Source organism: Microbacterium paraoxydans (genome assembly GCF_018224615.1).
Lineage (GTDB): Bacteria > Actinomycetota > Actinomycetes > Actinomycetales > Microbacteriaceae > Microbacterium > Microbacterium paraoxydans_B.
In genome coordinates, this window is the sequence record NZ_JAGTUK010000001.1 from 507,419 (window position 1) to 522,259 (window position 14,841).

The window sequence follows — 14,841 nt, forward strand, 5'->3', positions numbered from 1 at the left end:
TCATGTCGCACCCCGTCACCGCCCGGCGCCGCACCCGACGCGCGTCGTGGACGGGCCGCGCGCTGTTGGCGCCCGCCGTTCTCGCGATCGTGATCATCGCGATCTACCCGCTCGCGTACATCATCGCCGCCTCCTTCTCGGAGTCGTCGCTGGGACGGCCGTTCTCGGAATGGGTCGGGTTCGACAATTTCGCGGCACTGCTGGGGGACGGGGTCACGCTCCCGTCCCTCGGCAGGTCGCTCCTGTTCGCCGTCCCCTCCGCGCTCATCGCGCTGGTGGCTGGTCTCGTGGTGGCGCTGTCGCTCGACGCGGCCGTCAAGGGCGGGCGGGTCATCCGCGTGCTGCTGCTGCTGCCGCTGATGACGCCGCCCGTGATGGCCGGGGTGATCTGGAAGCTCATGCTCGCCCCCACCGGCGGCCTGCTCAACAACATCGGGCAGTCGTTCGCGCCCGGCTCCGAGCCGTTCCTGTTCCTGGGGTCGAGCCCGGCCGCCATGGTGTCGCTGATCGTGGTGGACGCGTGGCAGTGGACGCCGTTCTGCGTGCTGCTCGTGTTCGCCGCCCTCCAGACCCTCCCCACGGAGGTGTACGAGGCGTCGCAGGTGGACGGCGCGGGCGTGTGGCAGACGTTCTGGCGCATCACCTTCCCGCTCGTGCTGCCGAGCCTCGTGACCGTGCTGCTGCTCAAGCTCGTGGTGTCGTTCAAGGTGTTCGACCTGGTGTTCATCATGACCAGCGGCGGGCCGGGCTTCGACACCACGGTGAGCAGCTTCCAGATCTACCGCACCGGGCTCCAGACCTTCGACGTGGGCGCCGCGGCGGCGCAGACCATCGCGTTCCTGGTGCTGGTCACCATCGTCATCCTGCCGCTCAACGCCGTGCGGCAGCGTCTGCAGAAGGAGAGCTGACCGTGTCGCTCACGCTCCGCACCGCCGATCACGCCACCGACAGTGCAACCGCCACGCTGGTCGTGCCCGACGCCCGTCGTCGTCGCCGTCGCAGCCGCACGTCGAGCATCTCCCGGCCTGGACGGCCATCGGTCGCGGTCACCGCGCTCAAGTGGGTCGTGATCGTGGTGGCCATCGCGCTCGCGCTGCTGCCCGTGCTGTACATGGTGGGCATGTCGTTCAAGAGCCCGGACGACATCCTCTCCACCCGCATCCTGCCGTCGCGCCTCGCGTTCGAGAACTGGGTGTCGGCGTTCGAGAACTGGCCCATCCTGACGTATCTGCGCAACTCGCTGGGCGCCGCGATCGTCGCCGTGCTGGTGTCGCTGCTGGTCTCGATCCCCGCGAACTACGCCATGGCGCGGTTGCGCGCCGGCGGGAAGCAGACGCTCGGCCTGATCGTCTCGGCGTACGTCGCGCCACCGATCGTGGCGATCATCCCGCTGTTCGTGCTGGTGCGCACCGCGGGACTCATGGACTCCGTGGTCGGGCTCGGCATCGTGGAGGGCCTGCTGCTGACGCCCGTCGCGGTGTGGCTGCTCGACGGGTTCTTCCGGGCGATCCCGTTCGAGGTGGACGAGGCCGCGCAGATCGACGGCTGCGGACCGCTGCGCACCCTGTGGGCGGTGATCCTCCCGCTCACGGCCCCCGGGATCGTGGCGGTGTCGATCATCGTGTTCATCCTCGCGTACAACGACTTCCTCATCCCGCTGCTGCTCACGCAGAGCATCGACTCGCAGACCCTCCCGGTCGGCATCGCCCTGATGCAGGGCGGCCGTGAGGTGATGTTCGGGCAGATGGCCGCGGCCAGCCTGGCCGGCCTCATCCCGATCTACCTGCTGGCGCTGTTCCTGCAGAAGTGGCTGGTGGGCGGGCTCACGCAGGGGAGCGTGAAGTAGGGGGCGTCGTGCGGGCCCGGTAGACACGGCGATGTCCGCCGGGCTTGAATCGGGCCATGCAGACGCTCTCCCGGATTCTGGACGACCACGTCGCGCGCGGCACCGCCCCCGGCATCGTCGGCGTGCTCGGCACTGCCGACGGCCGGGTGGAGACCGTGACGGCGGGCGACCTGGCAGCCGATGCGATCTTCCGCATCCAGTCGATGACCAAGCCGATCCTCGCCGTGGCCGCGCTGCGCCTCGTGCACGACGGGCGCCTGAACCTCGACGACCCCGTCGACGAGTGGCTGCCCGAACTCGCGAAGAGACGGGTGCTGCGGTCGCCCGGCGCTCCCCTCGACGAGGTGGAGCCCGCGAACGGCCCGATCCGGGTCCGCCATCTGCTCACCAACACCTCCGGGTACGGCGTCATGGTCACGCCGAGTCCGCTGGCCGCCGCCATGGTCGCGAACAGGACCGCCGCGGGACAGGAGCCCATCGCGCTCGGCGCTCAGGAGTGGCTGGACGCGCTCGCCGCGCTCCCGCTGGCATTCCATCCCGGAACCGGGTGGCGTTACCACCACTCGTTCGGGCTGCTCGGGATCCTGCTCTCGCGCCTGGTCGACGGGCCGTGGGAGGACCATCTGCGGCGCGACCTCTTCGACCCGCTCGGCATGGTCGACACGGGCTACACCGTGCCCCGCGATCAGGCGCATCGGCTTCCGGCCGCGTACCGCCACGAAGAGGGGCGGCTGGTGGAGGTCGAGCCCGCCGCGGGCGGCTTCTCCGTCGCTCCGGCACCGTTCGACCTCAGCCACGCGGAACTGGTGTCGACGGCGGCCGACTACGCGGCCTTCGCCAGGATGCTCGCCTCCGGTGGCCGGCACGAGGGCAAGGTGATCGTGGACCCCGGACTGCGCGCCGCCATGCGCACGGATCAGGTGCCCGCGTCCGCGAAGACGGAGGACAGCTTCTATCCCGGCTTCTGGGTGGGCACGGGCTGGGGCTTTGGGGTCGCAATGTCCACCGAGGGGCCGCACGCCGGGCGCTTCGGCTGGTCGGGAGGGCAGGGCACGGATTTCTCGGTGGATCCCGACGGCTCGTTCCGCATCGTCCTGACGCAGGTGGAGATGGGGCCCGAGGTGATGGGGCTCTTCGCCGACACGCGCTGAGCGTACGGGGTTTGCCGCGCTCCGTCAGCCCTCGCGATATGCCGGAACGGGTTCGAAAGTATGTTCGAAACTCGGGGTCGACGCCGGTAAAATCGAGGCATGTCCACACTCTCCGGTCTGCACGAGGCGCTGAGCCGTCTCGATGCCGTGTGGGCGGGCGCGGGCGAGGCGGAGGAGCTCTCGCGCGTGCAGTTGGTGGCGGTGAACGAGGCGATCGGGCTGCTGCGTCGACGGGTGGAGGCGGTGCAGGTCGCGGTGGCCGCGGGTATTGCGTACGAGTCTCGAGCCGAGCTGGGGGCGGGGAGTCTGGCGAAGCAGCAGGGGTACCGCACGCCGGCGAGGCTGATCGCCGCGGTGACGGGGGTGTCCGCGGGCGAAGCGGCGCGGCTGGTCGCGGTGGGCGAGGCGACGGCGCCGCGCGCGGATCTGCTCGGGCAGCCGCTTCCGGCGCGATACCCGGCGGTGCGTGCGGCGCTCGCGCGGGGCGAACTGGGAGCGCAGGCCGCCGGTGTGATCGTGGGCCTGCTGGAGCGGTGCCGGGTGGCGGCGGGGATCGAGCGGATCGCGGAGGCGGAGCGGGTGCTGGTGGGCCAGGCCGTGGGGTTGTCCGTGGACGACGTGCGCCGCCTGGTGGTGCGAGCGGAGGCGTGGCTGGACCCCGACGGTGTGGAGCCGCGGGCGGAGGAGCAACGGGCACGGCGGTCGCTGACGCTGCACGAACGCGGCGGGATGGTGCACCTGAACGCGGTGCTCGATGCCGAGACCGCAGCACCCGTGGTGGCCGCGATCCGCGGGTACGTGTCGGCGGTGTTCGCGGCCAGGAAAGACGCGACCGACCCGAACGGCCCCGACGCGGATCGGCGCACGGTGGCGATGCTGCAGGCGGATGCGCTGGCCGTGTTCGCTGGGCATGTGCTGGGGTGTGCGTCGCGGGTTCCGCTCGCGGGTGCGACCGTGGTGGTGCGGGTGAACCTGAGCGACCTGGAGACAGGGATCGGATCGGCGCAGATCGATGGGATCGATCAGCCGGTGAGCGTGCGGGCGGTGCGGCGGATGGCGGCGGGCGGCGGGGTGATCCCGTGCGTGCTCGGAGGGGACAGCGAGATCCTCGACTGGGGTCGGGAGAGACGGTTGTTCACCAGGGCGCAGCGCCTCGCCCTGGTGGAACGCGATGGCGGGTGTGCGATGTGCGGGTTGTCGCCGCAGCTGACCAGGGCGCATCACCTCCGGTGGTGGACGCGCGACCGGGGACCGACGGACCTGTCCAACGGGGTGCTGCTGTGCGAGACCTGTCACCACCGCATCCACGACAACGGGTGGGGAATCCGCATCGAGCCGTGCAGTGGATCGGGAGGCGCGCGGGGGCGTCGGGGGCGCGTGTGGTTCGTGCCACCCCCGACCGTCGACCCTGCCCGCACACCCCGACTCGGCGGACGGGCCCGCTTCGACGTCGCCGCCTGAGACCCGCGGGCGAGGGTACGGGTGATGTGAGGGTGCGGCCGTTGTGAGGGTGCGGGCGATGAGGGTGGGGTGCGGGCGAGCCGATCTAGGCGGACGACTCCGCTGCGGCACCCCGGGCGGCCTTCGACGCGGGAGACGCGGCGCCGAACTTCCAGTAGCCGCAGAAGCTCACGGCACCCTTGTCGACTCCGCGCTCGCCGACGAGCAGTTTGCGGGCGCCCGAGGCCAGCGACTGCTCGCCCGCCGCATACGCGTGGAACGGCGCAACCGGGAGGGCGACGCGGCCCAGCTCGGCCAGCGCGAGCGCGCCGGGGGCGGAGCCGTCCGGACGCACGAGCCAGGTCACCTCGAGTCCGTCCGGCCGCGGGAACTCCAGCGCATCCTCCGCCGACGGCACCTCGACGATCGCGGTGCCGCTCGCCGTCGCCGGGAGCGAAGAGCTGATCGCGGCGATCGCGGGCAGTGCCGTCTCATCGCCCACCAGCAGCACCCGATCGGTGCCGCGCTGCGGGTTGAACGCCAGGCCCTCGTCGATGATCAGCACGTGCTCACCCGGCGCGCACGTCTCCGCCCAGCGCGACGCCGGACCCGCCGTGCCGTCCGCCGCCGACCCGTGCAGCACGAAGTCCACGTCGAGTTCCGCCCCCGTATCCGCCGTGGCGGGGCGATACGCGCGCACCGTGTAGTTGCGCATCACCGGCCGCTCCCCGTCGGGGATGCGCAAGAACTTCAGGTAGCCGAACAGCTTGTTCGCCTTCGCCGGCACCCGCTTCAGCCCTTCCTCGCCCCCGATCGGCAGGAACAGGCGGAACCACTGGTCGAAGCCCATCGGGCGAAACCGGTCGATCTCGCCACCGCCCAGGGTCACGCGCATCCAGTGCGGGGCGAGCCGTTCGGTGCGCAGCACCGTGAGATGCAGAAGCTCGGCGGTCTCCGGCTTGACCATGGTGCTGTAGGCCACGAAGGGCTCCTTTCAGGGAAGCTGCCAGGGGAAGAAGACGACGAAGATCACGGCCGAAACGGCCAGCATCGCCACCAGGAACACGGCGTCGCGGCGCCGGAACGGCACCCGGTGCCGCTCGGTACGCGTCGGATGCGCGCCGAACGCCCGGGAGTCCATCGCCAGCGCCACGCGTTCCGCATGCCGGATCGCCCCCGCGAGCAACGGCACGATGTACCCCCACCCGCGTGCGATCCGGGCGAACGGCCCGCGCCCGCCGTGGTACCCGCGCACCCGGTGCGCCGCCCGGATCACCGCCAGCTCCTGCCCGAACCGCGGCACGAAACGGAACGCCGCCAGGGCCGTGTACCCGATGCGATACGGCACGCGCAGCTGCTGCACACTCGCGCGCACCAGATCGGAGCCGCTCGTGGTGAGCCCGCCCACGAGCGCCAGCGCCACGATCGCCCCCAGTCGCAGCGCCGTCGCCGCGCCGATCACCAGAGCCCCGCCGTGCAGCGTCCAACCGCCCACCGAGAACACCGCCGGAGTTCCCTCGACCAGCGCCGCATCCACCCACAGCGAGAACCCGACCGTGACCGCGAGCATGCCCAGCGGCAACCCCAGCAGCAGCAGCGCGAACAGCCGTCCGGTCAGCCGGGCGCCGCACAGGATCAGCACGTACGCGAGCACCAGGAACGCCGCCGGGGTCGCGAGGTCGCGCACGAACACGAGCAGCACCATCGCGGGGGCGAAGCCCGCGACCTTCGCGAGCGGATTGAGCCCGTACAGGAACTGGTGCCGCGCGGTCGCCACCAGGGGCGCGTACGGGTCGGCGACCGGACCGACGCTCACGACTCCGCCTCCGAGCCGGAGCCGGAGGCGGAGAGACCCGCGGCGGCGAGCACGCGCTGCACCGCCGGCAGACGCAGCCCCGCTTCCGCGAACACCGCGGCATCGGCGAACAGCGTGGCCGTCGGGCCCGCGGCTCGCACCCGCCCGTCGGCCAGCACGACCGTGTGCGTGGTGTGCTCGGCCACGAGCGACAGGTCGTGCGTCACGATCACCACCGTGGTGCCGTCCGCGCGCAGGCTCTCCAGCAGGGCGAGCAGCTCGGTCGCACGGGCGCGATCCTGCCCGAAGGTCGGCTCGTCGAGCGCCAGCACGCGCGGCCGCGTGATCAGGGCGGTGCCGACCGACAGCCGCCGCTTCTCGCCGCCCGACAGCAGGAACGGGTGCACGTCGGCCTTGTGCGTCAGACCGAACCGGTCGAGTATCTCCGCCACCCGCTCCGCGATCTCCTCGTCCGGCACGCGCCGCAGCCGCAGCCCGTGCGCGAGCTCGTCGAACACGGTCGGCGCGATGAACTGGTGCTCCGGGTTCTGGAACACGAAGCCGATACGGGCGGCGAGCTCCCGGGGAGACGCCGTCGCCGGATCGAGGCCGTCCACGCGCACCTGGCCCCTCGGCGGCGGCACCACCCCGGCGATCGCCTGGATCAGCGTGGTCTTCCCCGCGCCGTTCGCGCCGACGATCGCCGTCAGGCTGCCCGCGTCCAGGTCGAGGTCGACCCCGTGCAGGATCTCGGTGCGCCGCCGCTGCACGGTCAGCCCGCGCACCCGCACGATCGGCTCCGCACGCCGGTCGTCCCGCGCCCGGTCTTCGTCGTGCAGAGACCCGGATTCGGCGGTCTCGGGATCTGCGCGCCCTTCGCCCGAGGGCTGGCGCGGCTCGCTCAGGGCCCCCGGCTCCCCGGTCCCCGAGCGAGCGGAGCGAGACGAAGGGTCGCCGGTGCCCGCCGGAGACGCCGAGTCCAGCACCGCCGCGAGCTCCTCCGGAGTCAGCGGCAGCGGATCGACCGGCACCCCGCGGGCGCGCAGCCGCAGTGCCGCGAGCGTCGCCCCCGGCAGCCACACCCCCAGGTCGAGCAGGGCCTCCGCGTGCGCCCGGATCGTCTCCGTGGCGGGACCGTCGAACGCCACCCGCCCCTCCCGGTCGAGCACGATCGTGCGCGTGACGAACGCCATCGCGGCGTCGAGGTTGTGCTCCACCAGCAGGATCGCCCGGTCTCCCGCGGCCACCACCTCCGCGAGCGCGGCGTACACGTCGTCGATGCCCTGCGGGTCGAGGTTGGCGGTCGGCTCGTCCAGCACGATCAGCGGCGAGCCCATCGCCAGGGCGCAGGCGATCGCGAGGCGCTGCCGCCCACCGCCGGACAGGTGATCGGGGTTGTCGTCGCGCCGCGCCCACAGCCCCACCCGGCGCAGCGCCGCCTCCACGCGCCCCCGCACGTCCTCGACCGGGAGCAGCAGATTCTCCGGGCCGAACGCCACCTCGTCGTACACGGTGCCGGTCACGATCTGCGCGTCCGGGTCCTGGAACACCATGGCCACGTGCGTGCTCAGGGTCGCGGTCGGCGCATGCGCGGTGTCGACCCCGCCGGCCTCGACCGTGCCGGTCATGGTCGCGGGGAGCGCGTGCGGGATGAGCCCGTTCAGCGCCAACGTGAGCGTGGACTTCCCGGAGCCGGACGGGCCGAGCAGCAGCACGACCTCGCCGGGGCGGATGTCGAAGGACACGTCGCGCGGGGAGGGGTGCGCGGCACCCGCGTGGGTGAGCGACAGCTCGTGCACGCGGAGGAGGGGCGCGGATGGGCGCACGGCGGGTCCCGGGTTCGACGACGGAGGTGACTCCAACTTAGCTGAGCCTAACCTGGCTCCGCCAATGCGCGTCGGGTGGCCCCGAGTCTCAGCGGCGCGCGACCCCGGCCCGCCGCAGCGAGGCGCCGACCGCGAGGCCGACCGCGGTCCACGCCACCGGCCCCAGCACCGAGATCGCGAGGTACAGCACCTGCGCCCACAGCGGCATCACCGACAGGTGCGCGGCGAAGAACACCACCACCGCCACGATCACGCCGATCACCGCCGCCGACACGAAGAACCGCCAGGCCCCCCAGGCACGGTAGCGCGTGAGCGCCGCGACCCCCTCCTGGATCAGGCCGAACAGGAGCGCCGTGCCGAGGAAGCGCAGCGCCCACGCCGGGTTGAAGGCGCTCGCGATGAGGGCGGCGAACACGTGCGTCACGAGAGCGACGAACGGCAGCCGCAGCACCTCCTGAGCGATGATCCCCGGCAGCACGTGCGACCCCAGCACGAGGCCGTACAGGAACAGCAGCGGGCTCGCGAGCAGCACCGGCGTGACCCAGCCGGCGATCCCGCCGAGAAGGCCCGTGGCGACGCCGATCGCGGCGCAGATGAGCAGCACGCGGGTCGTCAGGACGGGGGTTCGGGCCACCCCTCCAGCTTACTGGCGACCTTCGCCAGCCCCGGCCGCGGTGCACCCTGACCGATCGGCACGACCGGATGCGACCATCGTTCAGTTCTCGATCCGCCGGCCCGCAGCGGGGCTATGTTGATCCGCGGTGCGGCAACGACGCCGCACGTGATCATCGGGAGCGAGATATGGGTCGAACACCCCTCCGGATGGCAGCGGCCACCACCCTGGCCACGCTGTTCATCGCATCGACGGCAACCACCGGCTACGCAGCGACCGGGGAGGTGACGCACCCCGTCCCGGTCGCGGGCACCCCCGGGCACTACATCGTGGTCATGAAGGCCGATCCGCTCGCCAGCTACGAAGGCGACGTGAAGGGCCTGAAGGCGACGAAGCCCGCCGAGGGCGAGCAGCTCGAGACGCAGTCGCAGGACGCGCAGCGGTACGTCAAGCACCTCGAGCGCCAGCAGTCCACCCTCATCAACGACGTCGGCGTCACGCCCGACACGACCTACCAGGTCGTGCTCAACGGGTTCAGTGCCGATCTCTCGGGCGAGCAGGTGGACCAGCTGCGTGCCTCCAAGGAGGTCCTCGGGGTGTTCCCCGACGAGATCCGCCACCCCGATGCGCTGACCTCCACCGACTACCTCGGCCTCGGCGACGACCGCAGGGGCCGCGGCGGCGTGTGGCAGCAGACCGGCGGCGTGAACAAGGCCGGCGAGGGCGTCGTGGTCGGCGTGATCGACACCGGCATCGCCCCCGAACATCCGTCGTTCGAGGGCAAGAAGCTCAAGCAGCAGAAGAAGCAGAACAGCCGGCACAAGGGCCAGCAGCCCTACACCGACGGCACTTACGTGTACTTCGACAAGTCCGACGGCGGGCAGTTCCGCGGCGCGATGGTCGAGGGGCAGGACTGGGACACGAGCGACTACTCCTCGAAGCTCATCGGCGGGCAGTACTTCTTCACGGGAGCCCAGGCCGCCGGCTTCGACTTCCAGTACGACTACCTCTCGCCGCGTGACGGCGACGGCCACGGCTCGCACACCGCCAGCACGGCCGCGGGCAACTTCGGGGTGGACGCCGCGATCGAGAACGTCGACTTCGGCACGATCTCGGGTGTCGCGCCCGGGGCGAAGGTCGCCGCGTACAAGGCCTGCTACGTCGGGCCGGACACCAGCGTGACCACGGACGACATCTGCGCGCTGAGCGACCTCGTCGCCGCGATCGACCAGGCCGTCGCCGACGGTGTCGACGTGATCAACTACTCGATCGGCGGCGGCGCCGCGAGCACCGTGATGGCCCCGGAGGACCTGGCGTTCCTCAACGCCGCGGCCGCCGGCGTGTTCGTCGCGACCAGCGCCGGCAACGACGGCCCCGACCCGGTCACCGCCGACCACGCGTCGCCCTGGTACACCACGGTCGCCGCGTCCACCATCCCGACGTGGGAGGGCACCGTGCAGTTCGACGGCTTCGCGCAGGCGGGTGCGTCGGTGACGGTGCCGTTCGGCCAGAGCGTCACCGGTCCCGCCATCGCCGCCCAGGACGCCGCGGCGGCGGGGGCGGTCGATCCGCAGCTGTGCGGTGTCGGCACGCTCGACCCCGCGAAGGTCGCCGGGCACATCGTCGTGTGCGACCGCGGCGGCAACGCGCGTGCCGAGAAGTCGCAGGTCGTGAAGGACGCGGGCGGCATCGGCATGGTCCTGGTGAACGTGCCGGGCGGCGCCGACTCGCTCGACAACGACTTCCACGCGGTACCGACCGTGCACCTGAACGCGGTGCACCGCGAGGCCGTGCTCGCCTACGTGCGCGGCGGCGTCGATCGCCCGATCACCCTCGTCGGCGAGAACACCACGGGCGTGACCACGCCGACGCCGCAGATCGCGGGCTTCTCCAGCCGCGGACCGGTCATCGCCGACGGCAACGACGTGCTCAAGCCCGACATTGCGGCACCGGGCGTCGCGATCCTCGCCGCCACGCACAACGCGCCCGGCGAGCAGCCGACCTTCGGCATCCTCTCCGGGACGTCGATGGCCTCCCCGCACATCGCGGGACTCGGTGCGCTGTACCTCGGCGAGCACCCGCGGGCGACCCCGGGGGAGATCCGCTCGGCGATGATGACCACCGCGTCCGACACCGTGCTCCCGGACGGTTCGAAGAACACGAACCCGTTCGAGCAGGGCGCGGGTCAGGTCGACGCGCGGCGGTACCTCAACCCCGGCCTGCTGTACCTCAACGGCTTCGCGGACTGGGCGGCGTTCCTCGACGGGAAGGGGCTGTCGGACTTCCCCGGCATCGACCCCATCGACGGCAGCGACCTGAACCAGGCCTCGATCTCGATCGGTTCGCTGGCCAGCGCGCAGACCGTCACCCGCACCGTCACCTCGACCGAGAAGGGCGTGTTCACCGCGAAGGCCTCGGTGCCGGGCGTGAACGTCACGGTGACGCCGTCGCAGCTCACGTTCGACAAGCCGGGGCAGTCGAAGACCTTCACGGTCACGTTCGACAGCACCACCGCCCCGGTCGAGCAGTGGGCCACGGGCTCGCTCACGTGGACGAGTGCGAAGAACACCGTGCGCTCGCCGATCGCGGTGTTCCCGGTCACGGCCGACGCCCCGCTCGAGGTCACCGGCAGCGGTGCCGACGGCAGCACCTCGGTGGACATCATCCCCGGCCTCGACGGCGACCTCGCGCTCGGCCTCTCGGGTCTCACCCCGTTCCAGCTGCTCACCGACCCGGACAACCCGGTCGAGGGGCACTCGGGCGACGAGAACTCGGGCGACGCGAACAAGGACGTGGCCTGGATCGTGGATGTGCCGGAGGGGGCCACGCTCTCCCGGTTCGACCTCGACTCCTCCGACGACGACGGCAGCGACCTCGACCTCACCGTGTACCGGGTGGTGAGCCCCGACGATCTGCGCTACTACGAGCGGTGGCAGTCGGCCACGGGCTCGGCCGACGAACAGGTGACGGTGCCCACGCCGACCGCCGGCACCTACCTCGTGGTCGCGAACGTGTACTCGACCACCGGGCCGATGACGTGGGACATGACCTACGCCAGCGTGCTCCCCGGTGACCAGGGCGCGTTCACCGCGACGCCGAACCCGATCGCCGCGGTGCGCGGGGAGAAGACGAGCTACGAGCTGAGGTGGACCGGTCTGACCGCCGGCACGCGCTACCTCGGGGTCGTCCGGTACGGCGACTCGGACGTGCGCACCGTGGTGACGGTCACGGTGCCGGCGGACGCCGCCCCGGCACCGACTCCGACCCCGGAGCCCACGCCGGAGCCGACCCCGGAGCCCACGCCGACCCCGGAGCCGACGCCGACACCGGACCCGACGCCGGAGCCCACGCAGCCCCCGGAGACCGACGCCCCCGGGTGAGTCGGAGAGCGCCGGACGCCGGCGCGACCCCGCACGGCCGCACGACGGATCCCGTCGTGCGGCCGTGCCGTCGTCTCCCCGGTGGACGGACGGGGCTCCGTTCATCGCGCGATCGGCACCGCTCGTCGCACCGTCCATCGGTCCGCATGCGACCGCGTGACGGGCTTCCTAGCGTGGGAAGACGCAATGATGCGTCCACCGAGGAGAACCCCATGACCGCACCTTCGTCGCGCCGTCGCGACGGCGCCGGGCTCGTCGACGACGACCCCGTCATCGAGACCGATCCGAACCTCCCACCCGTCGCCCTCTCCGCCGAGCACGAGGCGAAGAGCCGCCGCTGGACCCTGCCGAAGATCCTGCTCTGGACCGCGATCGCCCTGCTGGGCGGTGTCGCCTGGGTGATGCTGGCGATCGTCCGCGGCGAGACCGTGAACGCGATCTGGTTCGTGTTCGCGGCCGTCTGCACCTACCTGATCGGCTACCGCTTCTACTCCAAGGTCATCGAGCGCTACATCACGCGCCCCGACGACCGCCGCGCCACCCCCGCCGAGGTCAAGCAGGACGGCAAGGACTACGTCCCCACCGACCGCCGCGTGCTCTACGGCCACCACTTCGCCGCGATCGCGGGCGCGGGCCCCCTCGTCGGTCCCGTGCTCGCGGCGCAGATGGGCTACCTCCCCGGCACGATCTGGATCATCGTGGGCGTCGTGCTCGCGGGTGCCGTGCAGGACTACACGGTGCTGTTCTTCTCGATGCGGCGCGGCGGACGCACGATCGGCCAGATGGCGCGGCAGGAGCTCGGCAAGATCGGCGGGACCGCGGCGATCGTCGCGTCGCTGCTGATCATGCTGATCATCGTCGCGATCCTCGCGCTGGTCGTGGTCAACGCGCTCGGCGAGAGCCCCTGGGGCGTGTTCTCCGTCGCGATGACCATCCCGATCGCGCTGTTCATGGGCGTGTACCTGCGCTACCTTCGTCCCGGCAAGGTCACCGAGGTGTCGATCATCGGCTTCGTGCTGCTCATGTTCGCCATCATCGGCGGCGGCTGGGTGGCCGGCACCGAGTGGGGTCAGGCGATCTTCCACCTCGACCGCACCACGATCGCGTGGGGCATCATCGTCTACGGCTTCATCGCCGCGGTGCTGCCGGTATGGCTGCTGCTCGCGCCTCGCGACTACCTTTCCACGTTCATGAAGATCGGCGTGATCGTCATGCTTGCGGGTGCCATCGTGCTGGTGCGCCCGGAGATCTCGGTCCCCGCGATCAGCATCTTCGGCGAGAACGGCATGGGTCCGGTGTTCGCCGGACCGCTGTTCCCCTTCCTGTTCGTCACGATCGCGTGCGGGGCGCTGTCGGGCTTCCACGCCCTGATCGCCTCCGGCACCACGCCCAAGCTCGTGGAGAAGGAGCGGCAGACGCGCTTCATCGGCTACGGCGGCATGCTCATGGAGTCGTTCGTGGCGATCATGGCGCTCGTGGCCGCCATCTCGATCGACCAGGGCATCTACTTCGCCATGAACGCCCCGACCGCGGCGACCGGCGGCACGGTCGAGGGCGCGGTCGCCTTCGTGAACTCGCTCGGGCTGACCGGGGTGAACCTCACGCCCGAGATGCTCACCGGCACCGCGACGCTCGTCGGCGAGGAGTCCATCGTGTCGCGCACGGGCGGCGCCCCGACCCTCGCGCTCGGCCTGGCGCACATCATGCAGCAGGCGCTCGGCGGGCAGGCGCTCATGGCGTTCTGGTACCACTTCGCGATCATGTTCGAGGCGCTGTTCATCCTCACCGCGGTCGACGCCGGTACCCGCGTGGCCCGGTTCATGCTGCAGGACTCGATCGGCGCGTGGTTCCCGAAGTTCCGCGACGTGTCGTGGCGCCCGGGCGTGTGGATCTGCACCGCGATCATGGTGGCCGGGTGGGGCGCGATCCTCATCCTCGGCGTGACCGATCCGCTGGGCGGCATCAACACGTTCTTCCCGCTGTTCGGCATCGCCAATCAGCTGCTCGCCGCGATCGCGCTCGCCGTGGTGCTCGCGATCGTCGCCAAGCGCGGTCGCAGCTACTTCCGGTGGCTGTGGATCATCGCGCTGCCGCTCGCGTTCACGGCCGTCGTCACGATCACCGCCTCGCTGTACAAGATCTTCTCGCCGGTGCCGGCGATCGGATACTGGGCGAACCACTTCCGCTACCGGGAGGCGCTGAGTTCGGGCGACACCGCGCTCGGCGAGCCGCAGGTGCTCGAGGCGGTCATCCGCAACACGGCCGTGCAGGGGACCCTGTCGATCGTGTTCGTGACGCTCGCGATCATCGTGATCATCGCGGCGCTGGTCGCGACGGTCAGGGCGATCCGCAACGGCGGCGGCGAGAACACCGAGGACGCCCCGGTGCCCTCCCGGCGCTTCGCCCCGGCCGGGTTCCTTCCCGACGCGGAGGAGCGCGAGCTGGAGAAGCGGTGGGAGCCGATCCTGGCCGACGAGCGCGCGGCGTCGCGGCACTGACGTGACCGACACCGTGCCTCGGACGGATGCCGCGACCACCCGGCTGCGGGCGCTCTGGAGCGCTCTCGGCCGGGCCGGTCGCGGCATCCGCTGGTACGTGACGACGCTGATGGGCGACACCGCATATGCCACGTACGTCGCGCATCACCGTCGTCACCATCCGGGCGAGGAGCCGCTGACCGAGCGGCAGTTCTGGCGTCAGCGCATGGACGACCAGGACCGCAACCCCGGCGCCCGCTGCTGCTGACCCGCCCGTTCGTGATGCGGCATTGGCTGGACGGGGAATAGGCTC

Annotated in this window: 11 protein-coding genes; 7 read left to right on the forward strand and 4 right to left on the reverse strand. The window is 71.5% G+C overall.

Annotated elements, in window-relative coordinates:
* Positions 1-2 precede the first annotated feature (2 nt).
* The 4 genes from KE274_RS02415 to KE274_RS02430 all read left to right on the forward strand — a co-directional run bounded on the left by KE274_RS02415 (position 3) and on the right by KE274_RS02430 (position 4,458).
* On the forward strand, positions 3-908 hold the full coding sequence (locus KE274_RS02415) for a carbohydrate ABC transporter permease (RefSeq protein ID WP_211540940.1): 906 nt from the start codon (positions 3-5) through the stop codon (positions 906-908).
* 2 nt (positions 909-910) lie between these two features.
* A complete protein-coding gene (locus KE274_RS16735) occupies positions 911-1,846 on the forward strand; it encodes a carbohydrate ABC transporter permease (protein WP_211540941.1) in 936 nt (311 codons plus the stop codon).
* Positions 1,847-1,902: 56 nt separating this feature from the next.
* Entirely contained in the window at positions 1,903-2,997 is a 1,095-nt protein-coding gene (locus KE274_RS02425; protein WP_211540942.1) for a serine hydrolase domain-containing protein, read from the forward strand.
* 99 nt (positions 2,998-3,096) lie between these two features.
* Positions 3,097-4,458, forward strand: coding sequence for an HNH endonuclease signature motif containing protein (locus KE274_RS02430; protein WP_211540943.1), 1,362 nt, complete (start codon positions 3,097-3,099; stop codon positions 4,456-4,458).
* 85 nt (positions 4,459-4,543) lie between these two features.
* On the opposite strand, the gene KE274_RS02435 is transcribed toward KE274_RS02430, so the two are convergent.
* From KE274_RS02435 to KE274_RS02450, 4 genes are all read right to left on the reverse strand, one after another.
* The gene (locus KE274_RS02435; RefSeq protein WP_211540944.1) at positions 4,544-5,419 is read right to left on the reverse strand and encodes a siderophore-interacting protein; all 876 of its coding nucleotides are present in this window, start codon (positions 5,417-5,419) and stop codon (positions 4,544-4,546) included.
* Between the two features lie 12 nt (positions 5,420-5,431).
* A complete protein-coding gene (locus KE274_RS02440) occupies positions 5,432-6,253 on the reverse strand; it encodes an energy-coupling factor transporter transmembrane component T (protein WP_211540945.1) in 822 nt (273 codons plus the stop codon).
* Positions 6,250-8,058, reverse strand: coding sequence for an ABC transporter ATP-binding protein (locus KE274_RS02445; RefSeq protein ID WP_211541672.1), 1,809 nt, complete (start codon positions 8,056-8,058; stop codon positions 6,250-6,252). The genes KE274_RS02440 and KE274_RS02445 overlap by 4 nt, the downstream gene beginning before the upstream one ends.
* Positions 8,059-8,146: 88 nt before the next feature.
* On the reverse strand, positions 8,147-8,692 hold the full coding sequence (locus KE274_RS02450; RefSeq protein WP_211540947.1) for an ECF transporter S component: 546 nt from the start codon (positions 8,690-8,692) through the stop codon (positions 8,147-8,149).
* 188 nt (positions 8,693-8,880) lie between these two features.
* Between KE274_RS02450 and KE274_RS02455 the strand changes: the two genes are divergently transcribed.
* The 3 genes from KE274_RS02455 (at position 8,881) to KE274_RS02465 (ending at position 14,796) form a co-directional block, all read left to right on the forward strand.
* The gene (locus KE274_RS02455) at positions 8,881-12,051 is read left to right on the forward strand and encodes a S8 family peptidase (RefSeq protein ID WP_211540949.1); all 3,171 of its coding nucleotides are present in this window, start codon (positions 8,881-8,883) and stop codon (positions 12,049-12,051) included.
* 212 nt (positions 12,052-12,263) lie between these two features.
* Positions 12,264-14,549 (forward strand): carbon starvation CstA family protein, encoded by a 2,286-nt coding sequence (locus KE274_RS02460; protein ID WP_211540950.1) that lies wholly within the window; start codon positions 12,264-12,266, stop codon positions 14,547-14,549.
* Between the two features lies 1 nt (position 14,550).
* On the forward strand, positions 14,551-14,796 hold the full coding sequence (locus KE274_RS02465) for a YbdD/YjiX family protein (RefSeq protein WP_307872126.1): 246 nt from the start codon (positions 14,551-14,553) through the stop codon (positions 14,794-14,796).
* Positions 14,797-14,841 lie beyond the last annotated feature (45 nt).